The organism is Actinoplanes sp. NPDC049548, from assembly GCF_040676695.1.
Taxonomy (GTDB): Bacteria; Actinomycetota; Actinomycetes; order Mycobacteriales; family Micromonosporaceae; genus Actinoplanes.
Window position 1 is genome coordinate 97876 of sequence record NZ_JBFAPM010000009.1, and the last position, 19161, is coordinate 117036.

Consider the following 19161-nt stretch of genomic DNA (forward strand, 5'->3'; position numbering starts at 1 on the left):
TGCCGCCGACGCAGGTCTCGGCCTGCGCATGGTCGCGGGGGGCGTCGAGGACGACACGACGCTCGGGCATCTGCGCCGCGAGGGCTGCGACCAGGCCCAGGGGTACGGCATCTGCCGCCCGGCCCCCGGCCGAGGCGCTGACCGAGTGGCTGCTGGACACCGACCGCCCACCGCTGCACGCCGCCGCCTGAGCCTTCACCAGTCCGGGGCCCGCCGCTGGAGCTCGCGCCGGACGAGCTCGACGTGGGGAAGGGCCGGGGCTCCCGCGCGGCGGGCCAGGAAAGCGGTGTTGATCGGCGGGTCGTCGGGCTCCAGCAGCGGCACCAGCTCACCGGCGGCCAGCTCACGGACGCAGAGGTAGCGCGGCAGCACGGTGACACCGGCGCCCGCCGCCACCACCGCGAGGACGGCGCGCAGGTCGGGGACCACCACCGCCGCGCGGGCCGCGAGGCGGCGGCGGAACACGTGGCGCCAGTAGCGGCGCAGGATGGGCAGATCCTCCGCGTAGCTGACCAGCGGCAGCTCGTCCAGCGCCCGGGAGTCGTCCGGATCCACGGCGCCGATGCGATGTGCCCAGACAGGGGCGGCCACGAGGACGAACTCCTCGTCCATCAGCGGGACGGCCACGACGGCACGGCTGCGCGGGCGTACGGCGGACAGCACCAGGTCGAAGCGGCCGGCCCGGAGCCCTTCGAGGAGGTCGTCGGCGAGGCCGTGGGTGACGCGCAGGCGTACGCCCTGACCGACGAGCGGCACGAGGGCGGGCAGGGCGCGGACGGCGAGGAGCTCCGCCGGGCCGGCCAGGTGCACCGGCTCCTCGGCGACCGCCCGGGCCTGGTCGAGTGCCGGTTCGGCGACGGCCGCGAGGCGGTCCAGCGGGTCGGCGATCTCCGCCGCCAGCGCCAGCGCCACCGAGGTCGGGGCGACGCCGTGCGGCAGGCGTTCGAACAGCTGCCGCCCCAGGTGCTGTTCGAGGGCCCGGAGCTGGCTCGTGACCGTCGGCTGGGACAGGCCCAGGAGCCGGGCGGCGGCGGTGAGCGAGCCCGCCCGGTGGACGGCCAGGAAGGTGCGGAGCTGCATGAGGTCGAGCGGGCGGCCGGCGCGTCTCGCCTCATCAGATTTCTGATCGGCCATCACATGAATCCTATTGGCTTACCGGCATACCGGAACCGTACCTTCGGGTCATGGCGAAAATCTTGTTCGTGATGACCGGTGCCGACCGCCTGACCCTCGCGGACGGCACGCAGCACCCGACCGGGTTCTGGGCCGAGGAGTTCCTGGCGCCGTACCGGGCGCTGACCGCCGAGGGTCACGAGATCGTCGTGGCCACGCCGGGCGGGACCGTGCCGCCCGCCGACCGGGCGAGCCTCACCCCCGAGCCGGTGGAGGCCGAGCTCGCCGGGATCGCCGCCCTCAAGGATCCGGTACGCCTGGAGGACGTCAGCCTCGCCGACTACGCCGCGGTGTACTACCCGGGCGGGCACGGCCCGATGGAGGACCTGGCCACGAGCCGCCCGTCCGCCGAGCTGATCCGGGCCACCCTGGCAGCCGGCAAGCCGCTGGCCGTCGTGTGCCACGGAGTCGCCGCGCTGCTGGCCACCGCCGACGACAGCGGTGCCTGGCCGTTCGCGGGATACCGGCTCACCGCCTTCAGTAACGCCGAGGAGCGCGCCGCCGGGCTGGCCGACAAGATGTCCTGGCTGCTCGAGGACCGGCTGACCGGCCTCGGCGCGGAGTTCTCCGCGGGTGAGCCGTGGGCGTCGCACGTGGTCGTCGACCGAAACGTCTACAGCGGACAGAATCCCGGTTCGTCGGAGGAACTCGCCGCGAAGGTGGTCGCCGCGCTGCGCTGATCCGCCCTACGCCGCGCCGATGTCCCGCAGCCGGTGGTGTGGGACACCGGCCGCGGCGAGCTGGCCGGCCACCAGAGCCGACGAGTTGTCGAGGAAGACCGTCACCTGATGGTCGTCGCCGATGTGGCACGCCGCCGCGAGAGCACCGAGATTGATCGGATCCAGACCGCGAACGTCCTTGAGATCGAGGATGAGTCGCAACGGGCGCACGTGGCGCACGGCGTTGACCAGCACCCGCCGCAGGTCGACCGCGTCCTCCGCGTCGAGGACACCGTGGGGCTGGATGATGAGACTGCCGTCGGGCCTGGTTTCGACGTCGACCGTAGCGTCGGCCATCGTGCTACCTTCCGTTACCCGCTGTTCTCCGGGTGGTCAGAGTAGAGCCCCGCGGAGCCCCGGGTCGATGGGCCGCCGAAGAATTCATCCGATCACGGCACGGTCACGAAAGTGCAGCTACCCGGCCGTGACGCGGCGTGGTTGGATGCGGGCCGGGACGCTGCCGACCGGGCGCAGCGTGATGGCGTTGGTGTAGCGCGGCACGCCGGTGTCCGTCGTGAACTCGAAGGCCCGGATCAGACCGGCGAGCACGATCGCCGACTCCAGCATCGAGAAGTGCTGGCCGATGCAGGCCCGCGGGCCGCCGCCGAACGGGAACCAGGCGTAGCGGTGCCGGGCCCGCTCCCGGTCGGGGGTGAAACGTTCCGGGTCGAAGCGTTCCGGATCGTCCCAGTACGCCGGGTGGCGGTGGGTCACCCAGGGGACCACGACCACGTCGGCGCCGGCCGGGACGGCGAAGCCACCGATCTCGTCGTCCGCGACGCTGCGCCGGCCGGTCAGCGGCGCCGAGGGGAACAGGCGCATCGCCTCCTTGAGCACCATCGTGGTGTAGGGGAGGGCCGCCGTCGGCGTGCCGCCGGCGGCGTCCACCTCGTCGCGGACCTTCGCCTGGACGTCCGGGTGGCGGCCGAGCAGGTCCAATGTGTACGCCAGGGCGGTCGAGGTCGTCTCGTGGCCGGCGAGCAGGAAGATCAGCACCTGGTCGCGGATCTCGATGTCGCTCAGCGCGGCGTCGCCGTCCCGGGCGTCGAGCAGCATGCCGAGCAGGTCGGTCCCCCGTCCGGCCACCGCGCCGCTGCGGCGGGCGGCGATAATGTCGTCGCACACGCCGAAGAGCTCGCGGCGCGCCCGGTGCAGTCGCCGGTTCGTCGGGGTCGGCCAGCTTGCGGGTACGCGTACCGGTGCCATCGAGCGCGCCCGGACCGCCTCGCCGAGCGGGCCGAACCGGTGCTGGACCACCGGCAGAGCCTGCTCGATGTCGTTGCCGAACAGCACGCGGCAGACGATGCGCAGGGTCAGCCGGGTCATCTCGTCGTGCAGGTCGCGGACGGCCGCCGGTTCGGCCCGCCAGCGCCGGACGACGGCGTCGACCTGGTCGGCCATCGTCGTGGCGTACCCGATGACCCGCCGCGCCGTGAACAGCGGTTGCAGGAACCGCTTCTGCCGTTGCCAGTCGTCGTCCTGGCTCGTCAGCAGGCCGTCGCCGAAGGCGTCGCGGACCTCACCGTAGAAGACGTTGTCCTTGCGGTAGTTGCCGGCGTGGCCCGCCAGGATGTGCTGGACGCCGTCGGGGTGGTAGACGAACGTCATCTCGCGGCCGGCCCCGCGCGGGCCGAGCCGCATCCGGACCACGTCACCATGCTCCCGGAACGCCCGCTCGATCGTGCCGAGCATGTCCGCCCGCAGCTCGAGCGCGGAACCCACCAGCGGCGAGCCCGGCAGAAGCGGTGCCTGTCCCGTCACGGCCGTCACCTCCCCCTCCCGGTCTACCAGCGCCGGGAGGGGCGGCGGGAGGCTGCTGTCGGAAAGCAGCAGCTCAGGTGGTGCGGACGGCCGGCTCGCCCACCGACGTGTCGGGCGGCGGCGGCGCGACGGGATCGGTACGCCGCTCGGCCTCCTCACGCTGGTCGTCCGCCTCGGCCGCGGCGTCGTCGGTGGGCTCCGTGCCGGGCGGCTCCCGGTCGGGGGTGGGCGAACCCTCCGGATGCCGCACGAGATAGCGGATGGCCGTGTTGAGCACCGCCAGCAGCGGGACCGCGATGAGACCGCCGACGATGCCCGCGACCACGATGCCGGCCGCGATGGCCAGGATGACGGCGAGCGGGTGCAGCGCCACCGCACGGCCCATGATCAGCGGCTGCAGCACGTGCCCCTCGAGCTGCTGCACGGCGATCACGATGCCCAGCACGATGAGCGCGCTCACCGGCCCCTGCGTGACCAGGGCGACCAGGACGGCGACGGCACCGGTCACCGTGGCACCGACGACCGGGATGAAGGCGCCGAGGAACACCAGCGCCGCCAGCGGGATCGCCAGCGGTACGCGCAGGATCAGCAGCCCGATCCCGATGCCCACCGCGTCCACGAAGGCCACCAGCACGGTGGCGTGCACGTACGAGACGAGGGTGTGCCACGAGTAGTGCCCGGCGCGGGCGGTCGGCACGCGCGCCTCCCGGGGCAGCAGCCGGCACAGGAAGGACCAGATCTGACCGCCGTCACGCAGGAAGAAGAAGAGCGTGAACAGCACGAGGAAGAAGCCGGTGACGACCTCGCCGAGCGTCGTGGCGGTGCTCAGGGCGCCGGAGGTGAGCTTCCCCTGGTTCTGGGTGACGGCGTCGCGGAGACGGTCGACGTACTGGTTGAGCTGAGCGTCGGTCAGATGCAGCGGGCCCTGCGAGAGCCATCTCTGCACCTCGGCGATGCCGTCACCGACCTGCGTCGACAGGGTGTCGATCTGCGAGATGAAGGTGCGGATGATCAGGCCGAGCCCGCCGAAGACCAGCAGCAACGCGGCGACGAGCACCACGCCGGCGGCGAGCGAGCGCTTCACGCCCCGCCGGGTCAGGGCGGCGGCCGCCGGCTGGAACAGGGCGGCCAGCAGCACCGCGATCACCACCGGGATGATGACGACCCGCAGCAGGGCCACGACCCGCAGGAAAAGGTACGCGGCCGCGACGAACAGGATGAACCGCCAGGCCCAGGCGCCCGCGGTACGGATGCCCCGCGGCAGCACGTCGTCGTTGCTCGCCGGCCGCTGCACGACGACGACGGGCGTACCCGGGTCCTGCAGCTCCGGCCCCACGGTGAAGGGCGGTGGATCACTGCGCCGAGCCGCCGCCGCCAGCCGCTGACGGGCGCGTTCCCGCACGGACTGGGCCCAAGAGTTCGCCATGGCGTCTAGGTGCCCCGATCGGCCCGGCTTCATACCCGCACAGCTTTCTCACAGCCGCGGCAAAGACTCCCCGTAGCCGCGCGCCCGAAGGTGGGATCATGACCACGACACCCCGCTGGTGGGCGGACGCCGGCCGCATCGGCGCCGCACTGAGCCTGCTGATCGTCACCGCCCTGTGGGTGAGCAACGGCGGCGTCCAGCAGACCCTGGACGGCGGCGCCGAACCGCTCGGCCGCCTCACCGGCCTGTGGGCCTCGGACCTGATGCTGCTGCAGGTGCTGCTGATGGCCCGGATCCCCCTGGTCGAGCGCGCGTTCGGCCAGGACCGGCTCGCCCGCTGGCACCGCTGGACCGGCTTCGCGTCCTTTCACCTGATGCTGGCCCACATCGTGCTGATCACCGTCGGCTACGCCGCGACGGCCCACACCGGCGTCCCGGCCCAGCTCTGGGACTTCCTGGTCTCCTACCCGGGCATGCTGCTGGCAGCCGCCGGCACCGTCCTCCTGGTCATGGTCGTGATCACCTCGATGCGCGCGGCCCGCCGCCGGCTGCGCTACGAGTCCTGGCACCTGCTGCACCTGTACGCGTACCTGGGCGTAGGACTCGCCCTGCCGCACCAGCTGTGGACCGGCGCCGACTTCATCGCCTCCCCGTGGTCAGCCGCCTACTGGTGGACGCTGTACGCGGTCTCGGCCGGCGCAGTCCTCAGCTACCGGCTCGGCCTGCCGCTGTGGCGCACCTGGCGGCACCGCCTGGTGGTGAACCGGGTGGTGCCAGAAGGCCCCGGCCTGACATCCGTCTACCTGTCGGGCCGCGACCTCGACCGCCTCCCGGCCCGCGCCGGCCAGTTCTTCCAGTGGCGCTTCCTCGACGGCCCCGGCTGGAGCCGCGCACACCCGTACTCACTGTCGGCGACACCGCACGGCCACCAGCTCCGCATCACGGTCAAGGACCTCGGCGACGGCAGCGCCCGCGTCGCCACCCTGCGCCCCGGCACCCGGGCGGTCATCGAAGGCCCGTACGGCCGGCTGACCGGCGAGACGTACACCGGCGGCCCGGTGGTCCTGCTGGCCTGCGGCATCGGCGTCACCCCGCTGCTGGCCCTGCTCGGCGAGCTCCCGTACGCCCCCGGCGAGGCCACCCTGGTGTACCGCGCCCGCAACGAGTCCGAGCTGGCCTTCCGCAGCGAGCTCGAATGGTTCGCCCGCCACCGCGGCGTCCGTGTCGTCCCGCTGCTGGGTGCGCGCGCCGATCGCCCGTCCTGGCTGCCGCGCGCGTACGCCGACGACACGGACGCGGACGTCCTGCGGCAGATCGCGCCGGGGATCGCGCAGTCCCACGTCTACGTCTGCGGTCCGGAGGAGTGGACCGAGGCGGCCCGCGCAGCCGCCCGTGACGCCGGGGTGCCGGCGGACCGCCTGCACACCGAGCTGTTCTCCTGGTGACTGGAAGGAACGAGATGCGACGGATAACGATGTGGCTGCTGTCGACGGTGGCGGCGCTGGTGCTGCTGTTCAGCTACCGGACCAGCACCAACAGCCTGCAGGCCGCGACCGTGGCCTCAACCCCGGCGACCGGCTCGGCCGGCTCCTCCGGCTCGTCGGACGCCGGCTCGACGGACACGTCGGACGCCGGCTCGGCCGGCTCGTCCAGCTCCTCGGACTCCTCCGGCTCCTCCGGCGGCAAGACCTACACGGGGTCGGTGGCACAGACCCGATGGGGACCGGTACAGGTCAGCATCACCGTCAGCGGAGGCAAGGTCACCGAGGTGACCGTCCCCGTCTACCCGACGGACAACCACCGGGACCAGGAGATCAACGAGTACGCCCTGCCGATCCTCCGCCAGGAGGCCCTGGCCGCCCAGAGCGCAGACATCGACGCGGTCTCCGGTGCGACCGTCACCAGCGACGGCTACAAGCAGTCCCTGCAAGCAGCCCTGGACGCCGCCCACTTGTCCTGACGGCCCATGAACAAGTCCACCTGGCGTGTGCCCGACCGCTTCCTGCATCGTTTGATCTTGGTCTGACCTAGCTGCGACCTAGCTGTCGATCGTCGGAGGGTGTGGAACATGGGTGTCGTCGGTCTGCCCTCATGGCTACCGGACTGGGCAGGGGCGGAGGAGGAAACGCGGAGGGCTGATATTCCGACGCTTCGCCTGCGCGCTCAAGAACTCGTAGACCTGGTCTTCACCGACGACACCGACTACCTCGACGCGCTGCCCGAAAGCATCGAAGCCTCCGTCGTCACGTCCGTGGTCGTCCTGTCTGATGCCCTCCGGGACGGGACCGATGTCGAGGTAGTCGTGGCGTCGCGATTGGTGCGGCGGTCCGTTGACTCACTTCTCGCAGGAGCTCCGGAGGAGCTGCGTCGTCTCATTCGCCACCTACCTCGTCCCACACGTGCGTGAGATGTTTGCGCTCGTGGAAATTGGCAGGGTGTCCGGACTCGGTCGGAAAGGAAAAGGCCTGACGTTGCCGGGGTCCTGGCGTGATCACTTCGATCGTCGGGCCGACGACTACAAGCAGTTGCCTGGAAGCAGCCCTTGATGCCTTCCGCCGCTCGCGGCGGCCTGGAGGACTTCTGCTCGATCCGCACGCGGCACTTCCACCAAGCTGCCTTGTGCGTGCGATCGCCGATCGGTTACGGTCCCCTCGCATCGATCCGCATCGTCGCGACCTCTTTCGATGCATCGATATCACGGGGATCTCATGAGTAAGCGCGTTCGGCGTGCGTCGATACTGTCTGTCCTGGCAGCCTCCGGTCTGCTGACCACCGCATTGGCCGGGGTCGCGCCGCCTGCGCGGGCGCAGGCCGCGGAGCCCGCGGACCCGCCTTCGGCCCTGACGGCCGAACAGGAGGCATCCCGTCAAGCTCGCGAAACCGGCGAACCGGTTCCGGTGCCCTCGCTGCTCAGCGAGACCACCGAGGTGGTCGCGAACCCGGACGGGACCTACACCGCCGAGGTGCATGCCGGGCCGACTCGTTACCAGGACGAGAACGGCGAGTGGCGGCCCGTGGATCTCACGCTGACCAAGCGCTCCGACGGAACCGTGGCGCCGAAGGGGCACCCACGCGGACTGGTCATCTCGGGTGCGGCGGAAGCGGGCGACCATGACCTGGCAAAGCTCGCCAGCGGCGGTTCCAAGCTCACTCTCGGCTGGACGGGCAAACTGCCGGAGCCCGACCTGCTCGGCACGACGGCCACCTACCGGGAGGTCCGGCCCGGCGTCGATCTGGTCGTCGACGCCACGCGTACCGGCTTCGAGCAGCTCCTCGTGATCAAGACGCGCGCTGCGGCATCCGAGATCAAGAGCGTTGCGATGCCGTGGCGTACCGCCGGTGTCGTCCCGTCGTCGGACGCGAACGGCGGGCTGACGCTGCGGGGCAAGGATGGCAAGTACGTGGGGCATGTTCCCCCGGCCGTCATGTGGGACGCGTCGGTGGGCGCCGAGTCCGGGGACCACCTGCGGCGGGTGCCGGTACCGATGACGGTCAAGGCCGGCGCCAAGTCGGGTAGCAAGGCTCTGGCCCTGACCCCGGAGCAGGACTTCTTCAGCGATCCTGCGACGACATACCCGGTGACGATCGACCCGAACCCGACGCTCAAGCCCGGCTTCGACACCTTGGTGCAGGACAACATCGGATCCGATTTGTCGACGTCCAAGGAGCTGAAGCTCGGATCCGTCACGGATCACGGCACCTACCGGGCCCGGTCCTTCATCCGCTGGCCCACGAAGGTCCTGGCGGACAAGCGCATCACCGCCGCCACGCTGTATCTCTGGAACACCCACTCGTGGAACTGCGACGACCATGAGTGGCAGGTCTGGATCACCGAGGCGGTCGGTACGTCGACGCGGTGGAGCAAGCAGCCCCGCTGGCGCAGCGATTATCCGGTCGCCAAGTCGTCGGTGACCAAGGGCTACAGCGGTTGCACGGCCGGCTACATCACCGCCAACGTGCAGCCCCTGTTCGCCACCGCTGCCGATCATGGCTGGCAGACCTTGACCACCGGACTGCGGGCGAAGAGCTCGGACGAGGCCGACCCCGGCACGCACAGCTGGAAGAAGTTCCAATCGTCGGAGGACTCCAAGGACCCGTATGTGTCGTTGACGTACAACACCCAGCCGTCAGCGCCCAAGAGTCTGACCATCGGCGCCAAGAAGTGCGGCAGCAGCGACCCGGCGGCATTCGTCTCCAAGGCCAACGGTTATCCGTCGGCGCAGGCCAAAGCGTCGGATCCGGACGGAACAGAACGGAGCCTGACGGTCAAGTTCTTCGTCGCGAAGAAGGGTGCGGCACTTCCGGACAAGCCCACCATGACGAAGGCGGCAACCTCCGGAGCAAGCGCTACGGTCGCGATCCCGAAGAGTTTCGGTCTGGTCGAGAACCAGGCATACACGATGTACGCCAGGACGTACGACGGCCTGGACGACTCGCCCTTGTCCGTGGCTTGCACCTTCACCATCGACAGCACGGGGCCACAGTCGCCGCCGACGGTCACGTCAGCCGACTACCCCGAATGCACCGCGACAGCCTGCGAGTCTGCGGGCGGGGTCGGTAAGAGCGGTCTGTTCACACTGGGCGCGCACGGTGTCGCGGACATCATGCAGTACAGGTACTGGTTCGACGGCGGGCCCAAGGTCACCACTGCGGCCGTCACCAAGGGAGGCGGAGCCACGGTCCGCATCGACCCACCGCCGCTGGAGGAGACGCTCCACCTCGAGGACCTGACTCGTGGTGGTCCGCGCACGTTGCACGTCGTGAGCGTCGACCAGGCGGGCCGGGAGAGTGGCGAGTACACCTCGGGCACCGGCGACGACAGCGTCGGTGGGTACAAGATTCTCGCCGGTTCTGCCCCCACGGCAGAGGCGTGGTGGAAGCTCGACGAGCCGACCGGCAGTGCAGGAGTGGCGGACTCCACCTCGCATGCTCACGACCTGACCACGGCAGGCACGGTGAGCAGCACCGAGGGCGGCGGCGACGGCGGTAGCGCCTACGCGTTCGGCCTGTCCGGCACCGCGCAGGGACCGCTGGCGGTCGACCTTCGAGGCAGCCGTACGACGGCCGCCACGGTTCGGCTCTCCACTGCCGCCGGCGAGTCGACCATCGTCCGCCATACCAAGAACGGCGACCCGTTCCTGCAGGACGAGCTGTATTTCGACGGAGCGACCAAGAAGGTCTGCTACCGCGTACAGGCCGGGGCCGCGACGACGGCCAACCCGCCGCCGCGCGGCGAGTGGAAGGCATGCGCCGCGGCCCCCTCGACGCTGGGAGTGTGGCTTCGGGTGGCCGGCGGCTTCGACGCGATGCGGCGCGAAGCTTTCGTGTCGGTCGACGGAGTACGGACGGCGAGCTCTGCTGTAGCGGCCTACACGGCTCCGGCGACCGGCACCGGCGGCCTGACCGCGATCGGCGACAAAGAGTTGGTGGGCGCGGTCGACGACGTCCGGGTGTGGAACCGGCTGCTGGGGCAGGACGAGATCGGTGCCCTCGCGGTGGCCGACGCCGGACGGTGGGATCTCGACTCGAGCGTCGAGGACGCCACCGAGAACCGTGTGAAGCACCCCCTGGGTGAGAGCGAACTGTCCGACGATCAGTGGAACGACTTCGGGCACGTCGAAGGCGACCTGGGTTCTGCCTACTTCGCCGGCACGTCGTCCCTCTCGACCTCCGGCAAGGTGCTGCGTACGGATCAGTCGTTCTCGGTGTCGGCGTGGGTGAGTCTCAACAAGGTGCCCGCGACGAACATGACGGTGCTCGCTCAGGACGGATCGCTGCAGTCCGTGTTCTACCTGGGGGTGCGGCAGTGGGGTTCCACACCGAGATGGGCGTTCTCCATGCAGAATGCGGACTCGGCCAGCACGGTCGCATTCACCCACGCCATCAGCAGCACTGACGCTGTCACCGATGACGACGTCGGTGGGTGGGTGCACCTGGTCGGCGTCTACGACGCGTCGTCCCAGACGCAAACGCTGTACGTCAACGGCGTGCCGACCCAGCCCACGGCTCGCACCGCACGGTGGCAGGCCAACGGGCCGCTCGCGATCGGAAGGGCCCTGTACACGCCGGCGAACGGCACCACCGCGCAGGTGGACAAGATCGAGGGAAGTGTGGACGCGGTGCGTGCGTACGCGGGTGTGCTGACACCCGACATGGTCGAACGCCTCTACGAGACCAAGGACGGTCAACTGTGATCGGCACGTTCCACCGGCGGGTCGCAGCCGTCACCGCTGTCGTCGTGGCCGGTGCGCTGCTTCAGGCAAGCCCGGCACAGGCGCAGGAGGCCAAGCCCGAGCCGCTGAAGCCGCACGCCGGCCAGTCGATCGGCGGCAAGCCGGTCAAGGCGATGCCGAGCAAGGTCCCGACCATGAAGACGGCGCCCGCGCGAGCTCCCAAGTGGCCGGCCGCCGCGACCTCGGTCATCGACCTCGCTGCTACCGGCAGCATGAAAGCGTTGGCGGAGAAGGCTGACTCGGCCCCGATCTCCGTACGCAGCGCCGACAAGAAGCCCAAGAAACTCTCGGTGGACGTGCTCGGCAGGGCCGACGTCGCCAAAGCCCACCGCGACGTGGTCGTACGGGTCAAACCGAACGACGGTGGGTCCGTCGGCAAGGTCGCCGTCAAGGTCGACTACACCGACTTCGCCGACGCCTACGGTGCGGACTGGTCCGGCCGTCTGCGCCTGGTATCCCTGCCACCCTGCGCCTTGAGCACGCCCGACGCCGCCGGTTGTGCCGCTACGCCGCTGGCCTCGACCAATGACGGCAAGTCCGTCTCGGCGGCGGTCTCGGTCAGCACCACCGGTTCCGTGGTGGCGCTGGATGCCGCGCCTGCCGGAGGATCCGGGGACTACGCGGCGACAACCCTGGCATCGTCCGCCACCTGGAATGCCGGGGGCTCCAGTGGCGCCTTCACCTGGTCGTACCCATTGGCGGTGCCGCCCTCCCTCGGCGGCCCTGCGCCGAGGCTGTCGCTCGGATACTCGTCGCAAGCGGTCGACGGCCGCACCGCCGTCACCAACAACCAGCCGTCCTGGGTCGGGGAGGGCTTCGGACTCGAGCCCGGGTTCATCGAACGGCGCTACGTCGGCTGTGCCGACGACAACGACGATGAGGACCACAAGGGCAACAACACCACCGACACCGGCGACCAATGCTGGGGTACGGACAATGCCACGCTCTCCCTCGACGGCGTGGCCGGCGGCGAGCTGATCTACAACTCCACCGAGAAGCGCTGGCACAGCCGTACCGACGACGGCACCCGCATCGAGCGCCTTTACAACGCCACGAACGGGGACAAGGGCGAGAGCGGCGAGAAGGCCGGCGCCCTGGGGGAGTACTGGCTGGTCACCGCCACCAACGGCACCAAGTACTACTTCGGCCTCAACCGGCTGCCGGGCTGGACAGCGTCGGCCGCCGAAACCAAGTCGGTGTTCACCGTGCCGGTGGCGGGTAACCAGACCGGCGAGCCGTGCAACAAGACGGCCTTCAAGGACTCGTTCTGCGACCAAGCTTGGCGCTGGAACCTCGACTGGGTCGTCGACCCGAACGGCAACGCCGAGTCCTTCTGGTACTCGCCCGAGACGAACAAGTACGCGCGTAACTCCAACACCGATGTTCACTCGTACGTTCGCGGTGGGAACGTCACCCGCATCGACTACGGCCAGGTGTCCTCGAACGCGTACGCCAAGGCGCCGATGAGCGTCGCACTCGTGACCGCTGACCGATGCCTGACCTCCTGCACGGACAAGGCGAACTGGCAGGACACCCCCCTCGATCAGGAATGCACCGGCACCACCTGTACGCAGCACGGCCCCACGTTCTTCACCAAGCGACGGCTCGCGAGCGTTACGACCCAGGTACTCAAGCCCGGCACCACCACCTACCGCAACGTCCAGCGATGGACGCTGACCCACACGTGGCCCGACCCGGGTGACGGAACCCGTAGAGGTATGTGGCTGTCCACGATCAGCCACACCGGCTGGGACGCGGACAACGTCGCCACCTCGGTACCGGACATCACGCTGGTCGGGACGCCGATGGACAACCGCGTCGACACCGCGCTCAGCAACGGCTTGCGACCGATGCGCTGGTACCGGATGAAGACGATCTACACCGAGACCCGGTCGACGATCGACATCAACTACCTGCCCAAGGACTGCACCGCAGGTTCCACCCCCGACCCGGCGACCAACACCAAGCGGTGCTTTCCCGTACGGTGGGCGCCGCCGGACCTCGGTGACACGCCCGGCAAGGAGATCACTGACTGGTTCCACAAGTATGTGGTCGACAACGTGCGGGAGAACGACACCAAGAGCCCGCTGGAAGGCTATCCGCTCAGCGTTCTGACCAGCTACAAGTACGACAAGCCCGCCTGGCGTTACGCCGACGACGACGGTCTGACCAAGGACAAGTACCGGACCTGGTCGCAGTGGCGCGGCTACGGCCTGGTCAGCGTCATCAAGGGAGAGGGCGACGACCGGACTCGCGTCGACACCCGCTACTTCCGTGGTATGGACGGTGACAAGTCGAGCCGGACGGACAACGTCGGCACCAAACGAGCCGACGTCACCGACTCCAAGGGCAAAGCCACCATCGCCGACGCCGACGATCTGAACGGGCAGGTCCGCGAGACGATCGTGTACAACGGCCCGGACGGTCCTCCCATCAGCGGCACCATCTCCGATCCCTGGCTGGGAACCATCACCGCCACCCACAAGATCGGCGACGTGTCGGTCAACGCGCGCTACGTGGACACCGCGGGCGTGTGGAACTGGACCGCGCGGGACCAGAACCGCCCGGACACGTGGACGCACAGCACCACCTCGTACGACAAGTACGGCATGCCCACGGCGGTGTCCGACTCCGGGGACACGAGCAAGCCGGGTGACGAGCGGTGTGTGCTCACCGACTACAGCCGCGACGACGGTGCCGCCTGGATGATCGCGTTTCCCTACCAGGTCCGTACGTTCGCGCTGCCGTGCAGTGAGGCCACCAAGTCCGGCCGGGTCATCGCCCGTGACGAGGTGCTCGGGGCGACTCGCACCAGCTTCGACGGCAAAGACCCGGGCGAGGCGCCCACCAAGGGCCTGACCACGACGACGGAGTCCCTGGAGGACTGGAAGAACAACGAGCCGGTCTACTTCAGGACCGGCAGGACGCAGTACGACGTTCACGGACGTCCCCGGTTCTCGTGGGACGCCGAGGACCACAAGACCGAGACCAAGTACACCCCGGCGACCGGGGGGCCGCTGACCCGCGTCGACGCGGTGAATCCGCTCGGCTGGACCTCGTACACCACGATCGACCCGGCGACCGGAGCGACCACCCTGTCGCACGACGCCAACGGCCGGGACACGGAAACCCTGTATGACGGCCAGGGCCGCCTGGTCAGCGTCTGGAAGCCCGGTCGCAGCCGTGCGGGTCAGGATGTTCCCGACCTGCACTACACGTACGCGCTGAACACCGACAAGGCCAGCGTCGTCCAGACGGACACCCTGAACGCGGCCGGCAAGATCACCACGACGTACATGTTCTTCGACTCGCTGCTGCGCCCGGTCCAGCAGCAGATGCCGGCAGCGACGACGGGCATGCTCGTCAGCGACACCTTCTACGACACCGCGGGCCGGGCGAACGTCAGCTACGGCCCCTACTGGGTCGACAACAAGGCGGCTTCCAACGTTCGCTGGCAGCCTCCGATGCCGGCGGGACGGGACAACGTCCTGTCCTGGTCGAAGACGCTCTACGACGGCGCCGGTCGCGAGACGAACAAGATCCTGTTCTCCAAACTGACCGAGAAGTGGCGCGCCACCACCGTCTACGGCGGCGACCACGTGGACACCACGCCTCCCGAAGGCGGCACCACGGAGTCCAAGTACGTCGACCCGCTGGGCCGCACGACGGAGATCCGGCAGTACAAGGGACGTGACGTCGGCGGCGCCTACGACCGGACGAAGTACGAGTACAACGCCAAGGGCCAGCTCACCCGGGTCATCAACCCGATGAACACGGTCTGGGAGTACGGCTACGACATTCAGGGCCGGCAGAACTACACCAAGGACCCCGACAAGGGGGAGACCACCACCGCCTTCGACAAGCTCGGCCGGGTCCTGACCACGACCGACGCCAAGAAGCAGGTCCTGGCTTACGAGTACGACACCCTCGGCCGCAAGACCGGGCTGTACAAGGACTCGTTGCAGGGCACCAAGCTCGCGGACTGGAAGTACGACACCCTCGCCGGCGGTCTCGGAGTGCTGGCCGCCAGCAACCGCTACGTCGACGGCAAGCTGGACAAGCCGTACACCACCGCGACGCTGACCCTGGACGCGACCACCGGGCTGCCGACGAAGACCGCGGTCACCATCCCCGACACGGAGAAGGGCCTCGCCGGCACCTACAGCTACCAGGCGCGGTACGCAGTCGACGGCACGCCCAAGGTCAGCCAGCTGCCCGCCATCGGTGGCACCGCCGGCGTCGGCATCGAAACCCTCACCACGGGCTTCAACGACCTCGGAGCGGCCACGACGCTGAGCACCACGATCGGCGGCTCCCTCGTCCCGGCGGTCCAGTTCACCGAGTTCGGCGAGCGGTCCACCACTGTATTCGGCGCCAGCGGCGGCAAGTCGCTGCAGGTCATCAACGACTACGACCCCAGCACCCGCCGGCTCAAGGCGACCCAGGCATTCCGCGAAGTGAACCCGTCGGTCGTCTCGTGGAAGGAGTACTCGTACGACAACGCCGGCAACATCACCCGTACCGCGGAGAAGGCAGCCGTCGCGGGTACGGAGACGCAGTGCTGGCGGATGGATCACCTCCAGCGGCTCACCGACGCCTGGACGCCCAAGGACGGCAACTGTGACGCCGATCCGTCGCTCGACCGGCTCGGTGACAGCACAGCCACCCCGGCTCCGTACTGGACGTCATGGTCGTTCAACGACGCCGGCAACCGCACTCAGCAGGTAGAGCACAAGACAGCGGTCGGCGAGCGCACGACGACGTACCAGTACCCGGCGCCGACCGAGGCCCACCCGCACTTCGCCACGGGAACCACGACGGTGGGCAGCGCGGGCACCAGCAGCACCGCCACCTACCAAACTGACGAAGCGGGCAACACCAAGCAACGTCCTACGGAGAAGAACGGCCAGCAGACGCTTGTCTGGGACATCGAGGGCCACCTCGCATCCGCAACGGACTCGACAGGCACGACGGCATATGTGTACGACGCCGACGGCAACCGGCTCATCACCAAGAAACCGGCTTCCAAGACGCTGTACCTGCCGGGCCAGGAACTCGAGGTCGACAACAGCGGCGCGGTGAAGTCCTGTACCCGCTACTACTCGTACGGCGGCAAGACGGTCGCCCAGCGGACCAACGCGGGGCTGACCTGGCTGGTCAGCGACATGCAGAACACGGCCTCGATCAGCGTCGACGCGGTCACCCAGCAGGCCACCGTCCGGCACCTCACCGCCTACGGCGAAGAACGCGACGGCCAGGCCGGCTGGGTGAACGACAAGGGCTTCCTCGGCAAGACACTCGACAGCACCGGCCTGACTCATCTAGGCGCCCGCGAATACGACGCGGGGATCGGTCGGTTCATCTCCGTCGACCCGGTCATGGACGTCACCGACCCGCAGATGATGCAGGGCTACAGCTACGCCAACAACTCACCGGTCAGCTTCGCCGACCCGTCCGGAATGACTCTCGGCCCCGTCGACTGCACGACAGGCGGCGGGTACGGGTGCACCGGAAATGAGGGAACCGGCAGCTCCAACGGCGCCAGCGCGGGCTTCGGCGGCAGCCAAGTCGACGGCAACGGCGATTCCGGCGGCAACGGCGATTCAGGCGGAACCGGCGGATCCAGCGGCAACGGCGATTCCGGCGGCAACTCGTCGTCCGGCACCGCCAAGCCGAAGAAGTGCAACTGGTGGTGCAAGTCCACCAACTGGGTCTCGGACCACAAGGCCGACATCGCCGGCGTCGTGGTGGGAGCGGTCGTCGGCGTCGGCTGCGGCGCTGCCATCGGCTGGACCGGCGTAGGTGCCGTCGGCTGCGGCGCCCTGGCCGGTGTCGCCGGATCCATCACGCACGACCTGGTCGAAGGTGGCCACAGTGTCGGTGAGATGGCCGGCAACGCCCTGCTCTCCGGTGCCATCGGCGGTGTCACGGGCGGACTCATGTCGGTCGGCGGACAGGCTTTGAGCGCTGGCGTACGAAGTCTCGTCGCCGGCGAGGGATCACAGATCGCGCGACAAGCGGCTTCAAGCGCGGCCAAAGCGGAAGTCCGGAACATCGCCAGCGGCATCACCAAGGGAGTGAGCAACGGCGGCAAGGCCGTGAAGTCTCTCTTCACGAGAGGCTGTCACAGCTTCGCTCCCACGACGCCGGTACTGATGGCGGATGGCTCGGTCAAGCCGATCGCTGAGGTGGCCGAGGGTGATGTCGTCGTCTCCACGGACCCCGAGACCGGCGAGACTGCCGACGAACCGGTCGTCGAACTGCACATCAACCACGACACCGAGCTCAGCAACCTGACAGTGTGGTCCTCGGATTCCGGGCGGACCACGCTGCACACCACGCAGAACCACCCCTTCTGGAGCGTCAACCGCCAGGATTGGGTCGACGCGAAGGACCTGCTTCCTCGCGAACGCCTGCAGACGAGCGACGGCTCGGTCGTCGTGGTTCTGCGAGTACACAGCTTCGTCGGCGCGCGAATCATGCGCGACCTCACGGTCGACCGCATCCACACGTACTATGTGCTCGCCGGCAACACTCCCGTGCTCGTCCATAACTGCGGATTCTCGGATCGGGCGAGCCAAATTCATGCAGCGGAACCCGACGAATACATCCGAAATAACATCAGCACGGTAGCTGTGGTCCGGGCGCGGACACCTCACGGAGATATTGATGTGATCGCCGGTTCTGGAGATGGTCTAACTCCGGCGCAGATGTCTGTTCCACTCCGGCGCGGCGAGATGCATGCTCCGAACATTCCAGGCACGCATGCCGAACAGAATGCTTTCCTGTTTATCAATGAGCGCGGGTGGACGCCGGTCGCGGGCGGAACGTCGAGAAACGTGTGTCTGTCGGTTTGCGCTCCATGGGTTCGGGGCAGCGGGGGAAGAATGATGGGCAACGTATATCCTGGCAGCGGAGTTACTACGACGCGTCAGAGGAGCTTCGAATGGTAGTTGACGAAGAGACCGCTCGCGCGCTTCGCGAGGGCGACGGACATTTGGCGCGAGTCTTCGCAGCGAGTTGTGCGGAGCGGCTGATACAGGTCTTCTGTGCTCTTAGGGCAGACGACCCCAGTCGATCTGTTGATATCGCCTTCGTCGTCGATACTCTCGAGGGCTTGTGGGATTTGGCAAATTCGACTGGCTCCTTCGATGAGCGGCGTGAGCATTTGCTGTCTTTCCCCGAACTCCAGCCGAACGAACTGGGTTTCACGCAAGTCGCCGACATTTACTCTTTCTATGGATGTCTTGTCCTTATGTACGCGACGAAGTGTGCTGCGGCCGGAGGTGACGCTGAAGCTGCTGTTAGTTGCGCACACGCATCGCTGACTGCCATGGGGCAGCTTGACGGGAACGCGGCTGACTCGACGAATTTCCTGAGGGAGAAGGCCCGACAGAGAGCGGTGATCGTAGGGGTTGCGAACGGAATTCCCCTAGCCCGGATTCGCGATGATGACCGCATTGCGGCGCAGCATTTGGTTGAAGCAATTTTAGATAGGGTGCGCGGGAATTCAGGACGCCAGCGCGATTCCGGAGCGTAACCGGAGGGCTGCGGTGTGTGTCAAAGCCTGCGGGTGTTCGCTGGGGTTGCCGTCAGCGTTGCCGTCAGATCAGGGCTCGCATCGGGTCTATGTCGATGCTGTACTTCCGGGCGACGGGCTCGTCCTGTGTTGACTCGGCCAGGTGCGAAACGAGGTCTGAAGTGACGCTGATCCGTGCCTCCAGAGATCAAGTTGTCGTGGGTGCGGTCACTCCACTTGGCGGGGTGCCTCGGATGATGACAGGCGTGCGCGCGGGGCCGCAGGCCATAGCGCGTGCGCGCGGCCCCGGCTTCGGCCGGGGCCGTTCTT

At 68.5% G+C, this 19161-nt stretch carries 11 protein-coding genes; 7 read left to right on the top strand and 4 right to left on the bottom strand.

What is annotated here, in order from left to right:
• Positions 1-195: 195 nt before the first annotated feature.
• Positions 196-1134, bottom strand: a complete 939-nt coding sequence (locus AB0J80_RS19480) for a LysR family transcriptional regulator (RefSeq protein WP_364706525.1) — start codon at positions 1132-1134, stop codon at positions 196-198.
• Between the two features lie 50 nt (positions 1135-1184).
• Between AB0J80_RS19480 and AB0J80_RS19485 the strand changes: the two genes are divergently transcribed.
• Complete coding sequence (locus AB0J80_RS19485; protein ID WP_364706528.1) at positions 1185-1853, top strand: type 1 glutamine amidotransferase domain-containing protein; 669 nt, start codon at positions 1185-1187, stop codon at positions 1851-1853.
• Between the two features lie 6 nt (positions 1854-1859).
• Here AB0J80_RS19485 and AB0J80_RS19490 read toward each other — a convergent pair whose 3' ends face one another.
• From AB0J80_RS19490 to AB0J80_RS19500, 3 genes are all read right to left on the bottom strand, one after another.
• A complete protein-coding gene (locus AB0J80_RS19490) occupies positions 1860-2189 on the bottom strand; it encodes an STAS domain-containing protein (protein ID WP_364706530.1) in 330 nt (109 codons plus the stop codon).
• Between the two features lie 117 nt (positions 2190-2306).
• Positions 2307-3653 carry a cytochrome P450 gene (locus AB0J80_RS19495; RefSeq protein WP_364706532.1) on the bottom strand — a complete coding sequence of 449 codons (1347 nt, stop codon included), beginning with the start codon at positions 3651-3653 and terminating at the stop codon, positions 2307-2309.
• A 73-nt stretch (positions 3654-3726) separates the two neighbouring features.
• Positions 3727-5079, bottom strand: coding sequence for an AI-2E family transporter (locus AB0J80_RS19500; protein WP_364706535.1), 1353 nt, complete (start codon positions 5077-5079; stop codon positions 3727-3729).
• A gap of 98 nt (positions 5080-5177) precedes the next feature.
• On the opposite strand from AB0J80_RS19500, the gene AB0J80_RS19505 reads away from it, so the two are divergent.
• From AB0J80_RS19505 to AB0J80_RS19530, 6 genes are all read left to right on the top strand, one after another.
• On the top strand, positions 5178-6524 hold the full coding sequence (locus tag AB0J80_RS19505; RefSeq protein ID WP_364706536.1) for a ferredoxin reductase family protein: 1347 nt from the start codon (positions 5178-5180) through the stop codon (positions 6522-6524).
• Positions 6525-6538: 14 nt separating this feature from the next.
• On the top strand, positions 6539-7039 hold the full coding sequence (locus tag AB0J80_RS19510) for an FMN-binding protein (RefSeq protein ID WP_364706539.1): 501 nt from the start codon (positions 6539-6541) through the stop codon (positions 7037-7039).
• A gap of 108 nt (positions 7040-7147) precedes the next feature.
• Entirely contained in the window at positions 7148-7486 is a 339-nt protein-coding gene (locus tag AB0J80_RS19515) for a hypothetical protein (RefSeq protein WP_364706542.1), read from the top strand.
• A 490-nt stretch (positions 7487-7976) separates the two neighbouring features.
• Complete coding sequence (locus tag AB0J80_RS19520) at positions 7977-11273, top strand: LamG-like jellyroll fold domain-containing protein (RefSeq protein WP_364706545.1); 3297 nt, start codon at positions 7977-7979, stop codon at positions 11271-11273.
• Complete coding sequence (locus AB0J80_RS19525) at positions 11270-18265, top strand: polymorphic toxin-type HINT domain-containing protein (protein WP_364706548.1); 6996 nt, start codon at positions 11270-11272, stop codon at positions 18263-18265. Before AB0J80_RS19520 ends, AB0J80_RS19525 begins: the two co-directional genes overlap by 4 nt.
• Positions 18259-18852, top strand: coding sequence for a hypothetical protein (locus AB0J80_RS19530; protein ID WP_364706550.1), 594 nt, complete (start codon positions 18259-18261; stop codon positions 18850-18852). Before AB0J80_RS19525 ends, AB0J80_RS19530 begins: the two co-directional genes overlap by 7 nt.
• The last annotated feature ends 309 nt before the right edge of the window (positions 18853-19161 follow it).

Excerpts from the sequence above, each read along its gene's own strand:
- AB0J80_RS19480 (WP_364706525.1), bottom strand. The coding sequence starts at position 1,134 with ATGGCCGATCAGAAATCTGATGAGGCGAGACGCGCCGGCCGCCCGCTC.
- AB0J80_RS19485 (WP_364706528.1), top strand. The coding sequence starts at position 1,185 with ATGGCGAAAATCTTGTTCGTGATGACCGGTGCCGACCGCCTGACCCTC.
- AB0J80_RS19490 (WP_364706530.1), bottom strand. The coding sequence starts at position 2,189 with ATGGCCGACGCTACGGTCGACGTCGAAACCAGGCCCGACGGCAGTCTC.
- AB0J80_RS19500 (WP_364706535.1), bottom strand. The coding sequence starts at position 5,079 with ATGGCGAACTCTTGGGCCCAGTCCGTGCGGGAACGCGCCCGTCAGCGG.
- AB0J80_RS19505 (WP_364706536.1), top strand. The coding sequence starts at position 5,178 with ATGACCACGACACCCCGCTGGTGGGCGGACGCCGGCCGCATCGGCGCC.
- AB0J80_RS19510 (WP_364706539.1), top strand. The coding sequence starts at position 6,539 with ATGCGACGGATAACGATGTGGCTGCTGTCGACGGTGGCGGCGCTGGTG.
- AB0J80_RS19515 (WP_364706542.1), top strand. The coding sequence starts at position 7,148 with ATGGGTGTCGTCGGTCTGCCCTCATGGCTACCGGACTGGGCAGGGGCG.
- AB0J80_RS19530 (WP_364706550.1), top strand. The coding sequence starts at position 18,259 with ATGGTAGTTGACGAAGAGACCGCTCGCGCGCTTCGCGAGGGCGACGGA.